This is a genomic window from Frateuria sp. Soil773 (assembly GCF_001428405.1).
Classification (GTDB): Bacteria; Pseudomonadota; Gammaproteobacteria; order Xanthomonadales; family Rhodanobacteraceae; genus LMSL01.
The window spans coordinates 277,150-297,965 of record NZ_LMSL01000002.1; the positions used below are offsets into that span (position 1 = coordinate 277,150).

At 71.6% G+C, this 20,816-nt stretch carries 18 protein-coding genes; 6 read left to right on the forward strand and 12 right to left on the reverse strand.

Going from position 1 to position 20,816, the window contains the following annotated elements:
• Positions 1-167: 167 nt before the first annotated feature.
• The 9 genes from ASG87_RS01320 to ASG87_RS01360 all read right to left on the reverse strand — a co-directional run bounded on the left by ASG87_RS01320 (position 168) and on the right by ASG87_RS01360 (position 11,686).
• Complete coding sequence (locus ASG87_RS01320) at positions 168-989, reverse strand: heme ABC transporter ATP-binding protein (RefSeq protein WP_082582675.1); 822 nt, start codon at positions 987-989, stop codon at positions 168-170.
• Entirely contained in the window at positions 986-2,047 is a 1,062-nt protein-coding gene (locus ASG87_RS01325; protein WP_055999616.1) for an iron ABC transporter permease, read from the reverse strand. Before ASG87_RS01325 ends, ASG87_RS01320 begins: the two co-directional genes overlap by 4 nt.
• On the reverse strand, positions 2,044-2,913 hold the full coding sequence (locus tag ASG87_RS01330) for an ABC transporter substrate-binding protein (RefSeq protein WP_162258288.1): 870 nt from the start codon (positions 2,911-2,913) through the stop codon (positions 2,044-2,046). The genes ASG87_RS01325 and ASG87_RS01330 overlap by 4 nt, the downstream gene beginning before the upstream one ends.
• Positions 2,914-3,082: 169 nt before the next feature.
• Positions 3,083-4,165, reverse strand: a complete 1,083-nt coding sequence (locus ASG87_RS01335) for a ChuX/HutX family heme-like substrate-binding protein (RefSeq protein WP_200948961.1) — start codon at positions 4,163-4,165, stop codon at positions 3,083-3,085.
• 14 nt (positions 4,166-4,179) lie between these two features.
• Positions 4,180-6,504: a TonB-dependent hemoglobin/transferrin/lactoferrin family receptor gene (locus ASG87_RS01340; protein WP_055999621.1), complete on the reverse strand. Its 2,325-nt coding sequence runs from the start codon at positions 6,502-6,504 to the stop codon at positions 4,180-4,182.
• Positions 6,505-6,683: 179 nt separating this feature from the next.
• Positions 6,684-7,916 carry an ABC transporter permease gene (locus ASG87_RS01345; protein WP_055999623.1) on the reverse strand — a complete coding sequence of 411 codons (1,233 nt, stop codon included), beginning with the start codon at positions 7,914-7,916 and terminating at the stop codon, positions 6,684-6,686.
• Positions 7,913-9,145 carry an efflux RND transporter periplasmic adaptor subunit gene (locus ASG87_RS01350; RefSeq protein ID WP_055999627.1) on the reverse strand — a complete coding sequence of 411 codons (1,233 nt, stop codon included), beginning with the start codon at positions 9,143-9,145 and terminating at the stop codon, positions 7,913-7,915. Before ASG87_RS01350 ends, ASG87_RS01345 begins: the two co-directional genes overlap by 4 nt.
• Positions 9,142-11,034 carry an HlyD family efflux transporter periplasmic adaptor subunit gene (locus ASG87_RS01355; protein ID WP_055999630.1) on the reverse strand — a complete coding sequence of 631 codons (1,893 nt, stop codon included), beginning with the start codon at positions 11,032-11,034 and terminating at the stop codon, positions 9,142-9,144. Before ASG87_RS01355 ends, ASG87_RS01350 begins: the two co-directional genes overlap by 4 nt.
• Positions 11,021-11,686 (reverse strand): ABC transporter ATP-binding protein, encoded by a 666-nt coding sequence (locus ASG87_RS01360; RefSeq protein ID WP_235499535.1) that lies wholly within the window; start codon positions 11,684-11,686, stop codon positions 11,021-11,023. The genes ASG87_RS01355 and ASG87_RS01360 overlap by 14 nt, the downstream gene beginning before the upstream one ends.
• 147 nt (positions 11,687-11,833) lie before the next feature.
• On the opposite strand from ASG87_RS01360, the gene glk reads away from it, so the two are divergent.
• The 4 genes from glk to ASG87_RS01380 all read left to right on the forward strand — a co-directional run bounded on the left by glk (position 11,834) and on the right by ASG87_RS01380 (position 15,026).
• A complete protein-coding gene (gene glk / locus ASG87_RS01365; protein WP_055999636.1) occupies positions 11,834-12,856 on the forward strand; it encodes a glucokinase in 1,023 nt (340 codons plus the stop codon).
• A gap of 69 nt (positions 12,857-12,925) precedes the next feature.
• Positions 12,926-13,609 (forward strand): HAD family hydrolase, encoded by a 684-nt coding sequence (locus ASG87_RS01370; protein WP_056000249.1) that lies wholly within the window; start codon positions 12,926-12,928, stop codon positions 13,607-13,609.
• 129 nt (positions 13,610-13,738) lie between these two features.
• Positions 13,739-14,071, forward strand: a complete 333-nt coding sequence (locus ASG87_RS01375) for a hypothetical protein (RefSeq protein ID WP_055999639.1) — start codon at positions 13,739-13,741, stop codon at positions 14,069-14,071.
• 202 nt (positions 14,072-14,273) lie between these two features.
• Entirely contained in the window at positions 14,274-15,026 is a 753-nt protein-coding gene (locus ASG87_RS01380; protein ID WP_157510823.1) for a hypothetical protein, read from the forward strand.
• 44 nt (positions 15,027-15,070) lie between these two features.
• On the opposite strand, the gene ASG87_RS01385 is transcribed toward ASG87_RS01380, so the two are convergent.
• The 3 genes from ASG87_RS01385 to secB all read right to left on the reverse strand — a co-directional run bounded on the left by ASG87_RS01385 (position 15,071) and on the right by secB (position 19,779).
• Entirely contained in the window at positions 15,071-18,097 is a 3,027-nt protein-coding gene (locus tag ASG87_RS01385; protein WP_056000252.1) for a DEAD/DEAH box helicase, read from the reverse strand.
• 128 nt (positions 18,098-18,225) lie between these two features.
• On the reverse strand, positions 18,226-19,260 hold the full coding sequence (locus ASG87_RS01390) for an NAD(P)H-dependent glycerol-3-phosphate dehydrogenase (protein WP_055999645.1): 1,035 nt from the start codon (positions 19,258-19,260) through the stop codon (positions 18,226-18,228).
• A 9-nt stretch (positions 19,261-19,269) separates the two neighbouring features.
• Positions 19,270-19,779: a protein-export chaperone SecB gene (secB, locus tag ASG87_RS01395; protein WP_055999649.1), complete on the reverse strand. Its 510-nt coding sequence runs from the start codon at positions 19,777-19,779 to the stop codon at positions 19,270-19,272.
• Positions 19,780-20,098: 319 nt separating this feature from the next.
• Between secB and rpmB the strand changes: the two genes are divergently transcribed.
• Together rpmB and rpmG are read left to right on the forward strand one after the other, a co-directional pair.
• A complete protein-coding gene (gene rpmB / locus ASG87_RS01400; protein ID WP_055999652.1) occupies positions 20,099-20,335 on the forward strand; it encodes a 50S ribosomal protein L28 in 237 nt (78 codons plus the stop codon).
• 10 nt (positions 20,336-20,345) lie between these two features.
• Positions 20,346-20,513 (forward strand): 50S ribosomal protein L33, encoded by a 168-nt coding sequence (rpmG, locus tag ASG87_RS01405; RefSeq protein ID WP_017463578.1) that lies wholly within the window; start codon positions 20,346-20,348, stop codon positions 20,511-20,513.
• The last annotated feature ends 303 nt before the right edge of the window (positions 20,514-20,816 follow it).

The following is a 20,816-nucleotide window of genomic DNA, read 5'->3' on the forward strand; positions in this document are numbered from 1 at the left end:
ATGACGGGAAAGGGGGAGTGATCGGTAACGACGGGAAGGAGCCGCAGCGGGCAATGACGAGAATCGCATGCGATGACGCGCGGGAAGGAGCGAGCCACCTCCCGCCACCGTGCCCCGTCTCATACTGGCGTCCCGCGCCTCTCGCCTCTCGCCTCTCGCCTCTCGCCTCACGCCGGCGCCAGCATCCATCCATGCCCGTCCACCGCCACGCGCCGCAGCGGCAGCCCGTACACCTCCGACAGCACGCGCGGTTTCAGCGCGTCGGCCGGCGGCCCGTGGTGCAGCAGCCGGCCGCGTTCCAGCAGGGCCACCTCGTCGGCGTAGCGCGCGGCGAGGTTGAGATCGTGCAGCACCGCGATCACGCCGTAGCCCTGCTGCGCCAGCACGCGCGCATGGCGCAGCACGTGGTGCTGGTGGGCGATGTCGAGGCTGGCTTCGGGTTCGTCCAGCAGCAGCCAGGCCGGGCCGTCGGTGCGCTCCCATACCTGCGCCAGCACGCGCGCCAGTTGCACGCGCTGCTGCTCGCCGCCGGACAGTTCCAGGTAGTTGCGCCCGCGCAGGTGCGCCGCCTGCACCGCCCGCAGCGCGGCGTCGACGATGCGCCGGTCGGCCGCGTCCATGGCGCGGTCGCCGTGCGGGCTGCGGCCCAGTTGCACCACTTCCTCCACACGGAAGGCGAAACCGAGCCGCACATTCTGCGACAGCATCGCGCGGCGGCGCGCCAGCGCCGCCAGCGGCCACTCCGCCAGCGGGCGGCCGTCCAGCGCGACCTCGCCCCGCGACGGCCGGCCCAGGCCGGCCAGCAGGTTGAGCAGGCTGCTCTTGCCGGCGCCGTTCGGGCCGACCAGCGCGAGCAGCCGCCCCGGATGCGCGCGCAGGCTGATGTCCCGCAGGATGGGGCGGCCGCCGGCGTCCAGGTGCACCTCGCGCGCGTCGAGCACGCCGCCGTCCGCGGCCGGTGCCTGGCGCCAGTCGAAGGGCAGGCTCATGCCGCCGCCTCGGCGATCCGCAGGCGCAGCAGCAGCCACAGGAAGAACGGCCCGCCGAGCAGCGCGGTGATCACGCCGATCGGCAGCTCCGCCGGCGCCACCACCACGCGCGCCACCGCATCGGCGGCGATCAGCAGCGTGGCGCCGGCCAAGGCGGAGGCCGGCAGCAGCAGGCGGTGGTCCGGCCCCCACGCCATGCGCAGCACGTGCGGCACCAGCAGGCCGACGAAGCCGATCACCCCGCACATCGCCACCGCCGCGCTGGTCGCCAGCGCCACCAGCGCGATCAGCCGCCGGCGCAGGCGCTCGGGCTGGAAGCCGAGCAGCGACGCCTCGCGCTCGCCCAGCAGCAGCGCGTTGAGCGCGCGCGCGTCGCGCGGCAACAGCAGCACCGGCAGCAGCATCAGCGGCGCCACCGCGGCCAGCCGGACCCAGTCGGTGCCGCCGAGGCTGCCCAGGGTCCAGAAGCTGAGGTCGCGCAACTGGTGCTCGTTGGCGAGGTAGGTGAGCAGGCCCACGCCGGCCATCGCGATCGCATTGATCGCCACGCCGGCCAGCAGCAGCGTCGCCACGCCGGGTCGGCGGCGCCCGAACAGGTACACCAGCACCGTCGCCAGCAGGCCGCCGGCGAACGCAGCGAAGGCGACGCCGAACGAGCCGAGCACGCCCGGCGCGGTGGCGAGCAGGCCGCCGCCGAGCACGATCATCGCGATCGCGCCGAGCGCCGCGCCGGCCGAGATGCCGACCAGGCCCGGCTCCACCAGCGGGTTGCGGAACAGCCCCTGCATGGTCGCGCCGCTGCACGCCAGCGCGGCGCCGACCAGGCTCGCCATCAGCACGCGCGGCAGGCGCAGCATCAGCACGACCTGGTCGTCGCCCTGCGCCGGCTGGCCGGCCAGCCAGCGCGCCAGCGCGCCGACCACCTCGCTGGCGTCCAGGCGCATCGCGCCGCTCGCCATGCCGACCACCGCGCTCGCCAGCAGCAGCAGCGCGAGGCCGCCGAGGATGAGGCCGCGGCGGGTCCAGCCGCGCCAGCGCGGCAGCGCGATGGCGTTCATCGCCGCATGGCCGCCAGTTCGCGCTGCAGGGCCAGCTCGCGGTCGGCGTTGCGCGGCCCGAAGCCGAGCAGGGCCTGGCCGTCGACGAACACGATGCGCCGCGCGCGGCCGGCCGGCGTCTGCGCCACGCCGGGCAGCTTCAGCACGCCTTCGATGCCGCCCAGCGCCTCGGCCCGCTCGCGCATCAGCACGATCGCCTCGGGTGCCAGCGCCACCAGCGCCTCGGCCGAGACCGGCTTGTAGCCGGCGAAGCCGTCCGCCGCGTTGACCCCGCCGGCCAGCGCGATCGCATGCGCGGCCGCGGTATCCCGCCCGGCCGCCATCGGGCTGCCGGAACCGGCCGAGAGCAGGAACACCACGCGTGGATGCTCCGTCATGCCCGCGACGACCGCCGCCAGCGCGGCGTACTCGCTTTCCAGCTTGCCCGCCAGTTGCTCCGCGGCGCCTTGCCGGCCGAGCAGCGCGCCGATGCGGCGCACCTTGGCTATCACTTCCGGCGGCGTATGCGTCACCGGCATCTTCTCGATGCGCACGCCGGCGGCCTGCAGTTGCGCGATCACCTGCGGCGGCCCGGCGTCGGCGGTGGCCAGGATCAACTGCGGGCGCAATGCCAGCACGCCTTCGGCGGCGAGCTGGCGCACGTAGCCGACGTCGGGCAACTTGCGCGCGGCCTCCGGCCACAGGCTGGTGCTGTCCACGCCGACCAGCGCCTGCCCCGCGCCCAGTTCGTAGACGGTCTCGGTGATGTCGCCGCCCAGGGCGACCACGCGCTGCGGCTGTGGCGCAGCGGTTTCCGGCGAGGTGGCGTGCAGCACGGGCACGCAGAGCAGCGCGAGGGCTGCGAGGAAGGCATGGCGAAGGCCCACGACACGCTTCGGCCGGACCCTCATCCGCCCTTCGGGCACCTTCTCCCGGAGGGAGAAGGAAAAGCCGGCGCGATGCCAGGGGACGAATCCCTCTCCCTCCGGGAGAGGGTGCCGGCAGGCGGGTGAGGGTCCGGCCGAAGCGCGATGCTTGCCGCCAACAATCGCCCAGTCACGCATGGCCCACCTCCTCCAGCCCGCTGACCAGCCCGCGCCACGCCTCCAGCTCCGGCACGCCCGGCTTGCGCTTGCCGAACAACTGCACGATCTGGCCGCCGCGGGCGTCGTAAAGCTCCAGCGAGGTGACCGGCCCCTCCGGCGTGGGCTTGCGCACCACCCAGCTCTCCACGATGTGGTCCTCGCGCAGGTGCAGGTTGAAGTCCTCGTCGAGCACGTTGAGCCACGGCCCGACCGTCTTGATGTTGCGCACCGGCCCGGTGTGGATCTGCACTACGCCGGGCGAGCCGACGAACACCATGATCGGCAATCCGCTGGACGCCGCCGCGTCGAGCACGGTGCGGATCGAGGCGTTGCCGACCCGCCGCGCGAATTCCTGGCCGACCAGGCGCAGCGCCTGCGTGCGGGTGACACGGTGTCGCCTGAGCAGGGCGAAGAAGTCGTGCGGGTCGCGCAGCGCGCGCCAGCCCTCGCGCAGCGAGGCCACGTCCACCGCCTCGTCGCGCAGCAGGTGCGGCAGCGGATCGGCCACCGTGCGCCGTTCCAGCAGCGGCGACTGCACGCCGGCGGCGTGCCGGCCCAGCAGGCTGCGCCAGCCGTCGAGGCTGCTGTCGTCGGTGAGATAGACCTTGTGCACCGCGCGGCCGTCGCCGTCGAAGAACTGCAGGCTCTTCAGGGTGCGTCCGCGCGACGCCTCGCGCACCGCGAAGCCGTGCTTCCAGTGGGCGAGGAACAGCCGCAGGTCGATCGCCTCGTCCAGCACCACGCCCATCGCGCCGCCGATCTCGATGTTGGCGAACGTGCCCTTCTTCTCGTGCACGCAACTGTCGTTGCGGGTCAGCACCATCACCCGGCCCAGCGCGGGCAGCGCACGGATCACTTCCGCCCACGGCCCGTCCAGGCGGGTGACGCCGTCGCCGCAGCGGCTGGCGACCAGCTCGCCTTCGCTCACGCCGAGCCGCTCGGCGAGGTCGCGCGCGCGCAGGCCCGGCTCGCGCTCGCGCAATTGCTGCCAGGCGGCCTGCAACTGCGGCGGCGGCATGGGGTTGTCGGTCATGGTCGCGGATTCGTTCAACATGGACAGGGCTCCGTTCAGAAGGCGATGCGCGCGGCCACGCTGAAGCTGCGGCCGGGCATGCCGAGGCGGTCGGCGGGAAGGCCGCCGGTGCCGGCGTCGTTGATGCCGTTGCCGCTGGTCAGGTTGCCCAGGGTCCCGCCGTTCAGGCTGCCCCAGTCCCAGTACTTGCGGTCGGCGAGGTTGCTGACGCCGGCATACAGTTCGAGGTTCTCGACCGGCGCGTAGTGCGCGTACAGATCCAGCGTGGCGTAGCCCGGCGGCCGGAACGCATCGGGCACGGACAGCCGCGGATGGCGCCGCACCGCGGTGCCGACCAGTTCGGCGCCCCATCGCTCGGCCTCGTAGCCGATGCCGAGCACCAGCTTGGCCGGATCGACCGTATTGAGCGGGCTGTAGCCGCCGGCGCCGGGTTCGATCAGCCGCCCGCTGGCCAGCGCGGCGCTGCCCTTCAGCTCCCAGCCCTGCAACGCGTCGCCGAAGGCGCCCAGGCGCAGCGCGCCGCTGGCCTCGGCGCCCTTGATGGTGGCGCGGCGCGCGTTCACCGCCTGGTAGTAGAAGGCCATCCGCGCGCCGGGCGCGATCTGGCCGGCCCAGTCCGGCACCTGGCCGGGCTTGAGCTGGTAGCCGGACCAGATGAAGTCGCGGTAGCGGTTGTAGTAGGCCGCGAGATTGAACCAGCCGGCCTCGCCGTTGCCGCGCAGGCCCAGCTCGACGCCCTTGCTGGTCTCCGCCTTGAGCCGGTCGTTGGGCAGGAAGGCGATGTTGAAGCCCGGCGCCGGCTGCTCGTTCCAGGCGCCGGCGATCTCGCTGTACAGCGGCGGGCGGAAACCCTGCGCGTAGTTGGCGTACGCGGCGAGCGCGTCGCCGAAGCGCCAGATCACGCCGAGCTTGGGCGAAGCGTGCGTCTTCGTGTAGTCCCTGCTCACGTAGCCGCGGTTGTACTTCAGGTACAGCGCATCGTTCTCCGGCTTGTAGGCGTAGCGGTCCACGCGCACGCCGGGGGTGACGTCCAGGCGGCCGTCGAGCAGTCCGATGCCGTCCTCGGCGAACACGGCGTAGCGGTCGGTGTCGCTTTCCGGGATCAGGTGCAGCGGGTAGTTGCCGGGCATGAACGGCTTGCCGCTGCTGCGTGCGCCGGTGAGCTTGTCCACGCCGTAGCCGCCGGCATCGGAATCGACCTTGGTGCGCGAGACCTCCGCGCCATAGCGGATCGTCTGCGCCACCGCGCCGCCCTCGCCCAGCCGCCGGGTCAAGAGCAGCTTGCCGCCGGCGACGCGCTCGCGCAGCGGCATGCTGTCGAAGTAGCGCAGCACGCTCGCCGTTTCCGTCTGGGTGCGCGTGGTGCTGCGGCTCTGCTGCCCGTAGAGGTTCCATTCCAGCGTGTCGGCCAGCGCCGCGCCCAGCCGCGGGAACTCCTGGCCGATGCTGGCGCGCACCCGCGTGCTGGCGTCCTGCGAACGGTAGAAGCCCACGCCCTTGGCCGGGTCGAGGCTGGACAGGCCGTCGCTGCGCGTGCGCCGCTGCGAGCCGTCCAGGATCAGCCGGTCGATGCGGCCGCTGCCGGCGGTGTGCACGTACTTGCCGAGGAAGCTGTCCAGGCCGTAGCGCAGCGGGTCGGGCCGCGTGCGGGTGGCGCCGATCGTGTCCACGTCGCCGCGGTTGGCGGTCTGCCGGCCTTCGCGGTGGCCGAACACGAACAGGATGCCGTTGCGCGCGTCGCCGCCGGCCAGGGTCGCGGTGGAGGCCATGCTGCGGTCGCTGCTGTCGTACTGCTCCTTCAGCGAGACGTAGACGTCGCGGCCGGCGCGCAGGTAGTCGGCCGGGTCCTTGGTGCGCAGGCTGACCATGCCGCCGAGCGAGTCGGACGGATAGACGGCCGAGGCCGGCCCGCGCACGATCTCGACCTGCTTCACGCTGTCCAGGTCGATGAAATCGCGCCCGGCGCGGAAACTGCCGCCCCCGACCGCGGCGCCGAACGAGGCCGGCATGGTCACGCCGTCGATCTCGATCCGCGTGCGGTTGCCCGACAGGCCGCGGATGCTGAAGCTGTCCAGGCCGAAGCGGCCGGCGCCGCCGACCGCCGACACGCCCGGCTCGTAGCGCACCAGGTCGCGGATGGTGCCGACCAGGTGCCGGTCCATCTGCTGGCGGCCGATCACCGAGACGGTGCCCGGCGCGTTCAACTGGATCGACGAGCTCAGCGCGGTGACCTGCACGCGCGGCAGGTCGGTGGCGCTGTCGGCGGCCGGGGCGGGGGCCGGCAGCGATGATTCGGCGGCCGGCGCCGGCGAAGCCAGCAGGACGCCGATCACGGCGGCCAACGGGGTGATGCGCAACATGGGGTTTCCTTTGCCTTGCGTGGATTGCACGCGGCTTGCTGGCAAAGGAGGCGAGTCACTCGCCGGTGCTGGCGGCCGGGGTGGAACAGCGGACGACGGCACCCGGGGAGAAAGGCGCCGCCATCCACAAATGAGAATCTATCTCATTTGCAACGACGAATCCAGCGGCGCGCGCGGGCTCATTCGTCGCGGATCGCCGCGATCGGATCCAGCGCCGCCGCCTGGCGCGCCGGGTAGATGCTGAAGGCCAAGCCGATCAGCAGGCAGGCGAGCACCGAGGCGGCGATGCCGAACGGCTCCCACGCCACCTGCCAGCCCGCGAACGCGGCGATCGCGTAGGCGAGCAGCGCGCCGAACAGCAGGCCGATGGCCGCGCCGGACGCGCAGATCACCACCGCCTCGCGCAGGAAGCGGTGGACGATGTCCTGCCGCCGCGCGCCGATCGCCCGCAGCAGGCCGATCTCGCGCCGGCGCTCCAGCACGTTGGCGAGCATGATGTTCATGATGCCGATGCCGCCGACCAGCAGGCTGACCCCGGCGATCGATCCCATCACGATCGAGAAGATGCGCTGGGTCTTCTGGTTCTGCCGGTACAACTGCTGCGGCACCACCAGGCGGTAGTCGCCGACGCCGGCATGGCGCTGGTCGAGCACGCGGGTGAGCACCTGCGCGCCGGCCGCCAGCCCGTCGGCATCGCGCAGGCGAAGCAGGAAGCGGTCGATCTCGTCCTCCATCGGCTGGAAACGGAAGCGCGCCCGCGCGCTGGCCAGCGGCACGAAGACGCGGTTGCTGTCGGCGCCCAGCGCGACGCCCTCGAACTTGTCCTGGCCGAGGTCGCGGTCGGCCAGCACGCCGACCACGCGCAGCCACGCCTGGTTGACCTTGAGCAGCCGCCCCAAGGGCTTGCCGTCGGGAAACAGCTCGTGCGCGGCCTGCGCGCCGAGCACGGCGACCGCGGCGAGGCTGTCGTCGTCGTGCACGTCGAGCGCGCGGCCTTCGGCCATGCGCAGCGAGGCCAGCGCGAAATAGTCCGGGCCGATCCCGCTCACCTCCGCGTCGCTGCGCCCGGCGTCGCTGAAGACGTCCCAGCGGCGCACGCGCTTTTCCGCCGCGTAGCGATCGGCGCCCGGCACCACGTCCAGCGCGGCGCGCGCGTCGGCGACGGTGAGGCCGATGCTGCGCGCGCGGGCTTCCTTCAGGGCGTCGCCGTCCTGGCTCTTCGCCTCCACGATCAGGTTGTGCAGGCCCAGGCTCTCCACCAGCTTGAGCGCCTCGCGCCGGCTGCCCTCGCCGATACCCTGCATGGCGACGATCGCGCCGACGCCGAAGATCATGCCGAGCAGGGTCAGCAGGGTGCGCAGCTTGCGCCGGGACAGCGCCTCGACCGCCTCGCGCCAGGCCGGCGACATCATGGCGCCGCTCCCGCCGGCGATGCCGAGGCGGCGGCCGGCGCGGCCTTGCCGCCGTCGAGCACCACCTGGTCGCCCTCGCGCAGGCCATCCAGCACCTGGCTGCGCGTGGCGCCGCGCACGCCGATGCGCAGCGTGCGCCGCTGCAGCTTGCCGTCGGCGAGTACCTGCACGCTGGCGTCGTCGCCGCTGCTGCTCAATGCCACGTTCGGCACGCTCAGGCCCTTGTCCACGCGCAGCAGGACGACCTTGCCGACGAAGCGCTGTCCCGGCATCCAGCCGTAGCGGCGCGCCACGTCGGCCGGCACGCCGGCCTTCATCGACAGGTATTTCACCGGATTGTCGCGGCTGCGCGGCTGCGCCGCGGAGGCGACCCAGGTCAGCCGCGCGGCGACCGCCTGCGCGGGCAGGCCCCATGGATGCAGTTCCACCGCATCGCCGACCTGGATGCCCTGCGCCTCGATCTGCGGCACCGCCAGCTGCACCTCCAGCGCGGACATGTCCGGCAGGCTGGCGAAACTGTTGCCGGCCCACAGGCTGCTGCCGACGTGCGGCACCTGGTCGGACCAGTCCTTTTCCAGCACCAGCACGCCGTCGTGCGGAGCGCGCAGCTCCAGCGCGTCCAGGTCGCCGCGCTTCTGCGCCGCGACGGTGTCGTAGGTGCTGTGCTGCGCATCCAGCACCGCCATCTCGGCCTTGCCGCGCTGTGCCGACTGCCGCTCGCGCGACTGCAGGATCTGCTGGCGCACGTCCAGGTAACGCTCGTCCTGCACGGCGTCGAGGATGTCGTTGCGCGCCACCGCCAGTTCGCCGGCGTTGGCGTAGCGGTGCGCGATCACCAGTTGCCCGGCCACCTGCGAGAGGTCGACGCCGAGCTGGCCGCGCTTGTCGTCCAGCTCGGCCTGCTTGGTCGCGCGCGCCAGCAGGTTGCGCTCCAGGTCGATCTGCGCCTGCGCCAGGTCCTGCCGGCTCTGCTCGGCGGAGAAGCGCGCCACCAGTTCGCCCTTGGTCACCGGGCTGCCGTCGGGCAGCATCCAGTTGAGCTGGCGCGGCGTCCATTGCCGGCCGGGCACCAGCAGCGGCGTGGCGCGGACCGAGCGCAGCTCGCCCTCGCCCTGCACGCTGAATTCCAGCGGCCCGGCATGCACCCGCTCCAGCACCGGACGATCGCGCTCGCCGCTGCCACAGCCAGCCAGCCAGGGCAGCAGCAGGAAACAGGCAAGCCGCCTCATGGCGCGGTTTCCACCGCGGGAATCTCCACCCGCACCGATTGGCCGGGCTTGAGCGCGAGCCTGCTGCCGTCCAATTGCACGACCAGGTCGACCACCGGCACGGCTTCCACCCGCGACTTGCTGTGCACGTTGCCGCCGATCTCCGCGATGCGGCCGCCGAGGCTGCGGTCGCCGCCGCCGGCGATCACCACGCGCACGCGCTGGCCGGCATGCACGCGGGCAAGGTCGCGCTCGGGCAGCGCGGCGCGTACCGCCAGCGAAGACAGCTCCGGCATCTGCGCCACCGATTGCCCGCGCCAGATCTGCGAACCGGTGTCGATCTTGTCGCCGCTCCAGCTGTTCTGGTGCAGCACGATGCCGTCGCGCGGCGCCTTCACCGTGAGCGCGGCCAGCGACGCCTGCAGCTTGCCCACCTCGCGCTGCAACTGCTCCACGTCGGCATCGGCCATGTGCTGTTCGGCCCGGCGCGCCTCGGCCGCCACCCTGCCGCGCTCGCGAGTCAGTTGCAGCCGGCGCCCGGCCTTGACCCGCGCGATCACCAGCTTCTGGTAGTCGACCCGGGCGATGAATTCCTGCGGCTGGCCGGCCTTGCGCTGCGCCTTCTCGAAATCGGCCTGCGCCTGCGCGGTGGCCAGTTCCGCCTCGCTGGCGCGGTCGGCCAGGTCCAGCTTCAGCTGTTCCTGCTTGCGCTGCTTCTCGGTGAGTTCGCTGCGCTTGGCGGTGAGGTTCTTCGTCACTTCGCTGCCGTCGAACACCACCACCATGTCGCCCTTCTTCACCGACTCGCCGTCGCCGGCCATCTGCGTCACCGTGAGCTGCCACAGGCCTTCCACCGCCGGCGGCGAGATCGCCAGGCTGCGCTCGGCGAAGACCTCGCCCTCGGCCTGCAGCCGGCCCGACGGACGGACGGACGGCGCATCGCGGTCGGCGGCATCGCCCAGGTCGGTGTCGACGCGCACGCTCATGCCCGGGCGCAGCGGCAGTTCCTGGTCCGGCGGCAACGCGATGTCCATCTCGAAGTAGCGCCCGTCGCCCCATTCGTTCTTGGTGGTGGAGGCACCGGCGATCGCCTGGATGCGCCCCTGCAACGCCTGTCCCGGCAGGGCGTCGATATGCAGGCGCACCGGCTGGCCGGCCTTCAGCCCGCGCCGGTCCGGCTCCAGCACCCAGGCATGCACGAGGTAGCCGCGGTTGCTGCCGATCACTTCGCCGACCTTGGTGCCGGGATAGCTGGACGAGCCTTCCTCGAAGCGGCCGCCCGTGCCGAACACGTTGTCGAAGCCGTGGATCACCGTGCCGCCGGTCGTCGCGCGCACCACCGCCTGGGCCACCTGGTCGTGGAAGAAGGCCAGCGACAGGCGCTGCTTCTTCAGCTCCAGCGCGCTGTCCTGCTGCCGGCGTGCCACCGCGGCCGCGGCCTGGGCCGCTTCCTGCTTCTTCAGCGCGAGCGCCCGTTCGGTGCGCTCCATCTCGCCCTGGTAGCGGTCGTAGTTGAGGGCCGAGACCAGCCGCCTGGGAATCGCCGCGTCCACCGCGGCCGTGTCGCGCTCGGCCTGGGCATCGGCCAGCGCGAGATCCGCGTCGGACTGCTTGAGCTGCAGCTCGGCGATCTCCTTGGCGTTCTTGGCGGTCATCTGCTCCAGCTCGGCCTGCAGCTTGCCGAGCTGGGTCTCGGCCGGGCCGGCGTCGATGCGCAGCAGCACGTCGCCGCGCTTCACCCGGCTGCCGTCGGGCACGTAGTAGCGCAGCACCACCGGCGAGCTCATCGAGGGCGGCGTGTAGATCGATTGCGCGTCGGCCACCTGCACCTCGCCGCTGAACACGGTGGCGCCGAGCGGCGCGGAGAATGCCAGCAGCGCCAACAGCGCCGCACGCTCAGGCCGCCGCATCGAACTCGATCCTGCCGTCGCGGATGCCGATCTGCCGCTGCGCCTGCGCCGCCACGTCGGGATCGTGGGTCACCAGCACCACGGTCTGGCCGGCGGCGTGCACCTCGGCCAGCAGGGCCAGCACGTCGGCGGCGCTCTTCGAATCGAGGTTGCCGGTGGGTTCGTCGGCGAGCAGCAGCGCCGGGCGCATCAGCAGCGCGCGGGCGATCGCCACGCGCTGCATCTGTCCGCCGGAGAGCTGGCCCGGGCGATGCAGCAAATGCCGCTGCAGGCCCATCCGTTCCAGCAGCTCGTGCGCGCGCCGCTCCAGCCCCTCGTCCGGTCCGCGCAGGAAGCGCCGCGGCAGCAGCGCGTTTTCCAGCACGCTCAGCCGCGGCAGCAGGTGGAACGACTGGAACACGAAGCCGATGCGCCGGTTGCGGAAATCGCTGGCGCGCTCGTCGTCGAAGGTGGACACGTCCACCCCGTCGAGCAGGTAGCGGCCGCTGTCGGGCCGGTCGAGGCAGCCGAGCATGTTGAGCAGGGTGGACTTGCCCGAGCCGGACGGCCCCACGATGGCCGTGAACTGGCCCTGCGGCACCGTGAAGCTGACCCCGTCCAGCGCGGCGATGACTTGTCCGCCGACCCGGTAGCGGCGCGTGATGGCTTCCATGCAGACCATGTGACGTGCGATCCCCTCCCCGCGTTTCCCTGGCCGTTGTGCCGCAGAAAAGCTGCTTTGACAAGCATTCCGCCAGGAACGCTGGACGAATGCCGGCGCGCGCGGCAGGCTTGGGACTTCGCGCCGCCTGGAAGGTTCATGAGTTCCGATCGCCCCGCCCCCGCCACCCTGCTCGCCGACCTCGGCGGCACCAACGTGCGTTTCGCGCTGGCCGACCCCGCCCGGCCGCAGCCCCTGCTGATGGACAGCGTGAAGCGCTACCGGGTGAAGGATTTCGCCACGCTGGCCGACACCATCCGCCAGTACTTCGCCGACACCGGCAACACCGCGCAGCAGGCGATCATCGCCGCGGCGGGGCGCATCGCCGATGGCGAGACGGTGCAGATCACCAACAATCCGTGGGCCGTGGCGGCGCACGCGCTGCAGGCCGAGCTGGGCATGCGCGCTGTGCATCTGGTCAACGACTTCGCCGCGCAGAGCATGGCCGTGCCGCTGCTGGCGGCCGGGCACCTCACGCCGGTGGGCAGGCTGCCGCTGCCGCGGCTCGGCCACCGCCCGTCGCAGACCTTCGTGGTGATGGGCCCGGGCACCGGCCTGGGCGTCGGCGGCCTGCTGCTGCGCGACGGCCACTGCAGCGTGCTGGAGAGCGAGGGCGGCCATGCCGGCTTCGCCGCGCACACCGCCGAGGACGTGGAGATCCTGCACCGGCTCAACGCGCGCTTCGGCCGCGTCTCCAACGAGCGGATGATCTGCGGCAACGGCATCGTGAACCTCTACCTGGCGCTGGCCGACATCGCCGGCCAGCCCGCCGAGGAATTCACCCCCGAGGACATCACCGCACGCGCCGTCGCCGGCAGCGATGCCCTGTGCGTCCGCACGGTGGAGACCCTGGCCGGCATCTTCGGCAGCGTCGCCGGCGACCTGGTGCTGACCATGGGCGGCTGGGACGGCGTCTACCTCACCGGCGGCGTGCTGCCGATCCTGCTGCCCTGGCTGCAGCGCGGCGGCTTCCGCGAACGCTTCGAGGCGAAGGGCCGCTTCCGCGAAGCGATGGAGCAGGTGCCCACCGTGGCGATCGTCCATCCGGAACCGGGCCTGCTCGGCGCCGCCGCGCTGGCGGTGCTGGAATCGGGCCGGCCGCTGCTGCCGCGCCAGGGATAGGCCCCGCGCAGCGCAAGGCCGGCGCGGATCGGCGACACTGTCGCCTCCCCGACGATGGAGGTCCCCGCCATGCCCCGCAGCGATACCGCCTTCCTGTTCGACCTCGACGGCACCCTCGTGGACAGCGTCTACCAGCACGTGCTGGCGTGGAAGGAGGCGCTGGACAAGGAGGGCGTGGAGCTTTCGGTGTGGCGCATCCACCGCAAGATCGGCATGAGCGGCGGCCTGTTCGCCAACATCCTGCTGCGCGAGACCGGGCTGGAGATCACCGAGGACCGCCTCGCGCGGCTGCGCACCTGGCATGCAGAGGCGTACAACCGGCAGGCCGCGCAGGGCTCGGTGCGGCCGCTGCCCGGCGCGCGCGAGCTGCTCGCCTATCTCACGGAACAGCAGATCCCATGGGCGATCGCCACCAGCGGGCGCATGCAGACCGCCGCGCACAACCTGGAGGCGCTCGGCGTCGATCCGGACAAGGTGCCGGTGGTGACCCGCGACCAGGTGCGCCACGCCAAGCCCGACCCGGACCTCTTCCTCGCCGCCGCGGCACGCCTCGGCGTGGACATCCACCAGTCGCTGGTGATCGGCGACAGCATCTGGGACATGCTCGCCGCGCAGCGCGCCCGCGCGCTCGGCGTCGGCTTGCTGTCGGGCGGCTACGGCCGGGCCGAGCTGGAGCAGGCCGGCGCGTTCCGCGTGTACGACGACCCGGCGGACCTGCTGCGCCACATCGACGAGGTGGCGGCGCGCGACTGAACGGATTTTTCGCGTCGCGCCGACCGCGCCTGTACGGATGCCGGCGACGGGCCGCGCATGTCAGGCCGCGTTCATCGCCCTGCGCACGACAGCCGCTACGCTCGACCTCATTCGACCGCGGAGCCTTCCATGCGCCAACGCCTTGCCGGCCTCTCCCTCGTCGCCCTGCTCGCCGCCTGCTCGCCCTCCCAGCCACCGCAGGCGCAGGACCCGCCGCAGCCGCAGGCGGGCCAGTCCGCACCCGCCAACGCCGTGCTCGGCTCGGCGGAATGGTATGCCTGGGTCGACCACACGCTGGGCATCAGCGACGACGGTCACGGGCCGGACCACGGCTCGGCGGAATGGAACGCCGCCGTGCAGCGCAAGCTCGGCCAGGAAGCGCCACAGGCGCAGCCCGGCTCGCCCGACTGGCAGCAGGCGGTGGACGCACTGCTGCGTACGCGGACAGTCGAGTTGAAATAACCCTGCGGCGCGCCACGTTCGATTCACCTTGAAGCCATCAACTTGAAGCCATGCGACGCGATGTCGTCGTCGACATCGCTCACCCCGGATCATCGGAGCGGCCGTATCAGCAACTGGCTGCCAGGTCCGGACCCGGAGTATCGTTGTCTGCAGTACCACTTCAGTCAGGCCAAGCGATACCTCGGCGTCGCAAGGAGGCACGGTGAAAAAGGTATGGTCCGGTGTGTTTGCCATGGCGGCAATCGTGCTCGTTCCGCTCGTCGGGCAAAGCACGGACGCGACATCCGATGCAGCAACCAGTGTGGCGAAAACCGGCAAGGCCAAGGATCAGCGCATCTATTGCGCGGATGGCTGGGAACGGCTCCTTCCGGGAGACTATTACGCCTGTCGCGCACGCTACCACCTGCAGCGCCAGCACCCCTCGCAAGCCATCGAGATGCTCAAGGAAGCGGCCTACTGGGCGAACAAGGACGCGCAGCATGTACTCGGCCTGGCTTACGTCAACGGCGACATTCCCGGCATCCCGGCCAATCGCCCCCTGGGCATCGCGTGGCTGGCGCTGGCCGCGGAGCGCAAGAATGCCGACTACGTGCGCGATTACTCGGCCGTCGTCCTCGGGAGCTCGCCGGGCGACGTCTCGACGGCGTCGCGGATGTACGTGGCGCTGAAAAAGACCTATGGCGACCACGTCGCCGGGCGGCGGGCGACGCAACGCTTCGTCCGCGAGATCAAGTTCCTTGACGACGCCGCCGCCATGGGCGGCAATTTTGCGTACATCAGCGGACTGACGCCTTACCCGCAATCGGCGCTTGCCTTGTCCCAAAAGCTGCATCGGCAGGCCGAAAAGGACTTCGATGGCCTGCAGGGCACGGTGACCGTCGGCGTGCTCGAGCGCGTCGCCGCACCCAGTCCGGCCTTGCACGACAAATACAAAAGTCAGTCGCCCGAAAAGTAATGCAGTCACGGCCGACCACAGGTTGATCTCACATCCGGGCCAGTTCAGCCCGGCGCCAGCAGCGCGTCCAGGTCGCCCTGGTCGAAGCTGAGCCGTTCGCGCGTACCGCCGCCTTCGAGCACCGCCTCGGCCAGTTCCGCCTTGCGCGCCTTCAGTTCCTCGATGCGCTCCTCCACCGTGCCGGCGGTGATCAGGCGGAACACGAACACCGGCTTGTCCTGGCCGATGCGGTGCGCGCGGTCGCTGGCCTGCGCCTCGGCGGCGGGATTCCACCACGGGTCGTAGTGGATCACGGTGTCGGCGGCGGTGAGGTTGAGGCCCACGCCGCCGGCCTTCAGCGACAGCAGGAACAGCGGCACGTCGCCGTCCTGGAAGCGCTGCACCGGCTCGGCGCGGTCGCGCGTCTCGCCGGTGAGCATCACGTAGCGGATGCGGTGGCGCTCCAGCTCGCCGGCGATCAGCTTGAGCATCTCGGTGAACTGCGAGAACAGCAGCACCTTGCGGCCCTCGGCGAGCAGCGCCGGCAGCATGTCCATCAGCAGCTCGAACTTGGCCGAGTCGCGCACGCCGCGCGCCGCCTCCAGCTTCACCAGGCGCGGGTCGCAGCAGACCTGGCGCAGCTTGAGCAGGGCGTCGAGCACCACGATGCCGGAATGCGCGATGCCGCGCTGCGCGATCACCTCGCGCAGTTCGTCGGCCAGCGACAGGCGCAGGCTTTCGTACAGCTCGCGCTGGCGGCCGTCGAGCACCACGCGGCGGGTGATCTCAGTCTTCGGCGGCAGCTCGGCCGCCACCTGCGACTTGGTCCGGCGCAGGATGAACGGCGCGAGGCGGCGGTTGAGCCGCTGCTGGCACTCCTCGTCGTGCTGCTTCTCGATCGGCACGCGGTAGTGGCGGCGGAACGCGCCCTCGTCGCCGAGCAGGCCGGGCACGGCCAGGTCCACCTGCGACCACAGCTCGCCCAGGTGGTTCTCCAGCGGCGTGCCGGTGAGGCAGATGCAGCGAGGCGCGCGCAGGCTGAGCACGGCGCGGCGAGCCTGCGTGCGCGGATTCTTCACCTGCTGCGCCTCGTCCAGCGCGATCAGCGCGAACGGCTGCTTCCTCAGCGTGACCACGTCGCGCGGCAGCAGCGCGTAGCTGGTCAGCACGATGTCCTGCGCGCCGAGCTGGGAGAAGTCGCCGCTGCGCTGCGGCCCGTGCAGGGCGAGCACCTTCAGCGCCGGCGCGAAGCGTGCGATCTCGGCCTGCCAGTTCGGGATCAGGCTGGTCGGCACCACGATCAGCGCCGGCTGGGACAGCGCGCCGCGCTCCTTCAGCGCGAGCAGATGGGTGATCAGTTGCAGCGTTTTCCCCAGGCCCATGTCGTCGGCGAGCACGCCGCCGACGCCGGCCTCGGCCAGCGCGTTGAGCCAGCGCAGGCCCTCGCGCTGGTACGGCCGCAGCTCCACGGCGAGCCCTTCGGGGATCGCGTCGCTGGCGCGCTCGGCGGCGTCGCGCAGACGCGCGGTGAAGCCGCGCAGCGGCTCGGGCGCCTGCAATTCGCCGCCGGCGGGCAGCGCCTCGACGAGCTCCTCCAGACGGCCGGCCTGCACGCGCGGCAGGTGCAGCTTCTTCTTCGGCTTTTCCAGGTACTCGGCCAGCGGCGCGAGCAGCCCGCGCAGTTCCTTCAGCCGCACCGGCACGCGGCGGCGCTCGTCCACCGGCGCGTACCACACCGCGTCCTCCGGCTCGTTCGCCGCCGGGCTGAGGTTCAACTGGTGCTCGGCCTGCGCCTGCGCCACCGCGGGCAACAGGTTGTGGCGCCTGCCCTCCACCTCGATGCCGATCTCCAGGTCGAAGGCGTGGTCGTCGGTGTCCTCGGTGGCGTTGCCGTACCAGCGCACCGGGCCATCCAGCACCTCGAACGGAAAGCTCGGCGCGTAGTCGAGCTGGAAGCCCTCGGCCTCCAGCTTGCCGCGCAGCGCCAGCCAGCGCGCCGGCGTGTTCACTTCCAGCGCGCCCGCGTAGCCCTTGCCGGGAAACAGCCAGGCGTCGTCGGGCAAGGTGTCGGCCAGGTCCCAGGGCAGGCCCTCGGTGTCCACGCCCGGGGTGAGGCCGACGCGCTCCAGTTGCTCCATCGCCGACAGCTCTTCCGCGCGGCGTCGCGCGATCTCGACCAGTTGGCCGTTGCGCACGCGGCGCACCAGCGGCTCGCCGCCGCGGCCGGGCAGGCGCTCGCCGGCGTAGTCGAAGGCCAGCCGCGCATAGGCCAGCGGCGGCGTGCCGGCGGCGAGGCGGGCGTGGCGGGTGAGCGCGTGCAGGGTCAGCACCGGCTTGGGTGCCAGCTCGGCGCGGCGCATCTCGCCGAACACGTGCGGCAGCGGCACGCGCTGGGCCAACCGGCTGCCTGGCAGCGCGCGGCGCAGGCGCTGGCTGTAGTCGTGCTTCAGCGGCGGCAGGTCGAGCCAGTGGGTTTCCTCGGCCGGCGCCTCGAGGTGGCCCAGCTCGGCGCGCTCCGGGTCGAGGTACCACAGCCCGTCGATGCGCAGCAGGCGCTGGCTGTTCGGCAGCGCCGGCAGCAGCCGCTGGCTGCCGTCCTGCTCCAGTTGCCAGTGCCAGTTGAGCTGGTGCGACTTGCCGCGCGACAGCCGCAGTCCGGCCAGGCCGCCGAGGAAGCACGGCGCGGTGTCGAGGATCTCCGCCAGCAGCACGTCGCCGACGTGCCCGCTGAGCCGCGCATAGCTGCGGCTCTTGCGCAGCGTCTGCGGCAGGCCAAGCACGGTGGCGGCCAGGCGCTGCTCGTGCGGCTGCAGCGCCGCGTGCGCCAGGTGCTTGCTGTCCAGCGGCACCGGGCGGGCGAAGCGGCCATGCTCGGCGATCGCCAGGATCGCCGGGGCGACGTCCACCCGCGCGAACGGCGCGCCCTCCTCCGGCATCACGTCCAGGAAGAAGCCCAGCACGCCGCGCTCGTGGCCGGGCGCCGCAACCGGCGGCGCCAGCAGGCGGCGCCAGACGGCCGGCAGCGTCTCCGCGGCGCCGTCGCCGGGCGCGGGGAGTCGATCGCCGTGCTGTTTCTCGTCCGGTTGCTGCATGCGCATGCGTCCGCGGGAGCGACCAAAACGCCGAGCTTAGCAAGGCCGGTGCATGGATGTGCAACGGCACGCCGGATCCCCCGCGATGCGGCGATCCGGCGTGCGCGAAGCGTTCAGGAGGGCGACGCTCAGAACGGGCCGAACAGCCCCTGCGGGTATTCCGGCTTCTGCTCGCGCGACATCAGCATGCGCACGCCGTCGACCGGGGTGACCTCGCCGTGCAGCACGGCGCGCACGCCGCTGGAAATGGGCAGGTCCAGGCCGTGCTGGTCGGCCAGCCGCGCCACCTCGTCGGCGGTGAGCACGCTCTCCACCACCTGGCCGATCTGCCGCACCGCCTCGTCGATGCCGACGCCCCGCCCCAGGGCCAGGCCCAGGCGACGGTTGCGCGACAGGTCGCCGGTGCAGGTGAGCACCAGGTCGCCGAGGCCGGACAGGCCCATCAGCGTCTCCGGCCGCGCGCCCAGGGCCATGCCCAGGCGCAGCATCTCGTTCATGCCGCGGGTGATCAGGCCGGCGCGCGCATTCAGGCCCAACTGCATGCCGTCGGCGACGCCGGTGGCGACCGCCAGCACGTTCTTCATCGCGCCGCCCAACTCGGCGCCGAGCACGTCGCCGCCGGAGTACGCGCGGAAGTTAGGCGCGTGCAGCAGCGAGGCCACCTGCTGCGCGAAGGCGTCGTCGTCCGAGTGCACGGTGACCGCGCTGGGCAGGCCCAGCGCGACTTCCTTGGCGAACGACGGCCCGGTGACCACCGCCGCGGCGCGGCCCGGCAGCTTCTCGGCCACCAGCTCGTGCAGGAAGCGGCCGGTGCCCGGCTCGAAGCCCTTGGTCGCCCAGGCGATCGCGGCGTCCGCGTCGAGCAGCGGCGCCAGTTGGTCCAGCATCGCCGCGAAGGCGTGGCTGGGCACCACGATCAGCACGATGCCGGCGCCGCGCACGGCGGCGGCGAGGTCGCCCTCGTAGGCCAGCTCCGCCGGCAGCTCGACGTCCGGCAGGTAGCGCTGGTTGCGGCGGCTTGCCGCCATCTCGGCCAGCGCCTCGCCGTCGCGCCCCCACAGCCGGGTCGGCACGCCGTTGCGCGCGGCCAGCGCGGCCAGCGCGGTGCCCCACGAGCCGGCGCCGAGCACCGCGAGGGTCGGAAGGATCGGCTGCTCAGCCATGCCGCTGGCTCAGCTGTTGAGTACCGGGGCCTCGTTGCCGCCCTCGGCCATGCGGCGCTGCTGCTCGGCGAACAGCGCGTCGAAATTGATCGGCTGCAGCAGGAACGGCGGGAAGCCGCCTTCCAGCACGAGCGAGGAGATCACCTGGCGCGCGTACGGGAACAGCAGGTTCGGGCAGTAGCTGCCGATGATGCCGGCGTGGTCCAGCTCGCTGAAGCCGGCGATGCCGAACAGGCCGGCCTGCTGCACTTCGGCGAGGTAGGCGGTGCGCTCGCCCAGCGTGCAGGTCAGGGTCAGGCTCAGCACCACTTCGTACAGGTCGTTGCCCAGCTCCGTGGCGCGCTGGCCGAGGTTCAGCTGCACCTGCGGCTGCTGCGTGTCGTTCTCGCCGATCTCCTGGAAGACCTGCGGCGCGTTCGGCGCCTCGAAGGACACGTCCTTCACGTAGATCTTCTGCAGCACCAGCTGCGGCTGGCTGGACTGGCCGTTGGCCTGACCGTTGGTGATGACTTCCGCCATGGCGATCCCCTCGATAGATGTGCGCTCGTAGCGAGCAAAGAGGCCGATTGTTCCATACATCCCCGCACGCCGCCATGCCGCACTCGCCCCGCCGGATGCGCAAAGATTGCGCAGCGCCCTGTTTTTCCGGGATAATGCACGGCTCGACTATGCCGACCCGGGGTTCCGGGCCCGTCCGCCACGCGATGCGGACCTCACGGCGCCCTCGAAAAGCGGCAACCTCCAGCCATCGCGTGGCGCCCCGTGCGCCGCTGGGCCGATGCCGCCCTGGCCAACGGGCGGTCCATGACGATTACGTCACCAAGATTACGGAGGCCTCATGGCCCGTGTATGTCAAGTCACCGGAAAGGGTGTGCAGACCGGCAACAACGTCTCGCACGCCAACAACAAGACCCGTCGCCGCTGGTTGCCCAACCTGCACGAGCGCCGCTTCTGGGTCGCCAGCGAGAACCGCTGGGTGAAGCTGCGCGTCTCCAACGCCGCGCTGCGCACCATCGACAAGAATGGCATCGAGGCCGTGATCGCCGAGCTGCGTGCCCGCGGCGAGAAGGTCTGAGGACTGAACCATGGCTAACAAGACCCAAGACAAGATCCGCCTGATCTCCTCGGCCGGTACCGGCCACTTCTACACCACGCAGAAGAACAAGAAGAACACGCCGGAAAAGTTCGAGTTCAAGAAGTACGATCCGGTCGTGCGCAAGCACGTGATCTACAAGGAAGGCAAGATCAAGTGACCAACGGTCCACGCGCAAAGCGCGTGGTCAACCGTTGGTCATCCCGGCGAAAGCCGGGATCCAGCGCCTCACCCGAAAAGCCCGCCGCAAGGCGGGTTTTTCGTTCTTCCCCTCCCACGCGGCGGACACACGTGCGCGGCAACGAGCCACGGCGCATCAGCGCCATTGCACGATCAGCGTTCCAGAGCCGCCCCAGGCACGCACCATCCGATGCCTCTTTCCGGGTCGCCTATGCGACAGCCATCTCCGATTGACTTCATGTCGACCTGAAGTCCTAGGCTGCGCGCCCATGCCAGCCAGGCG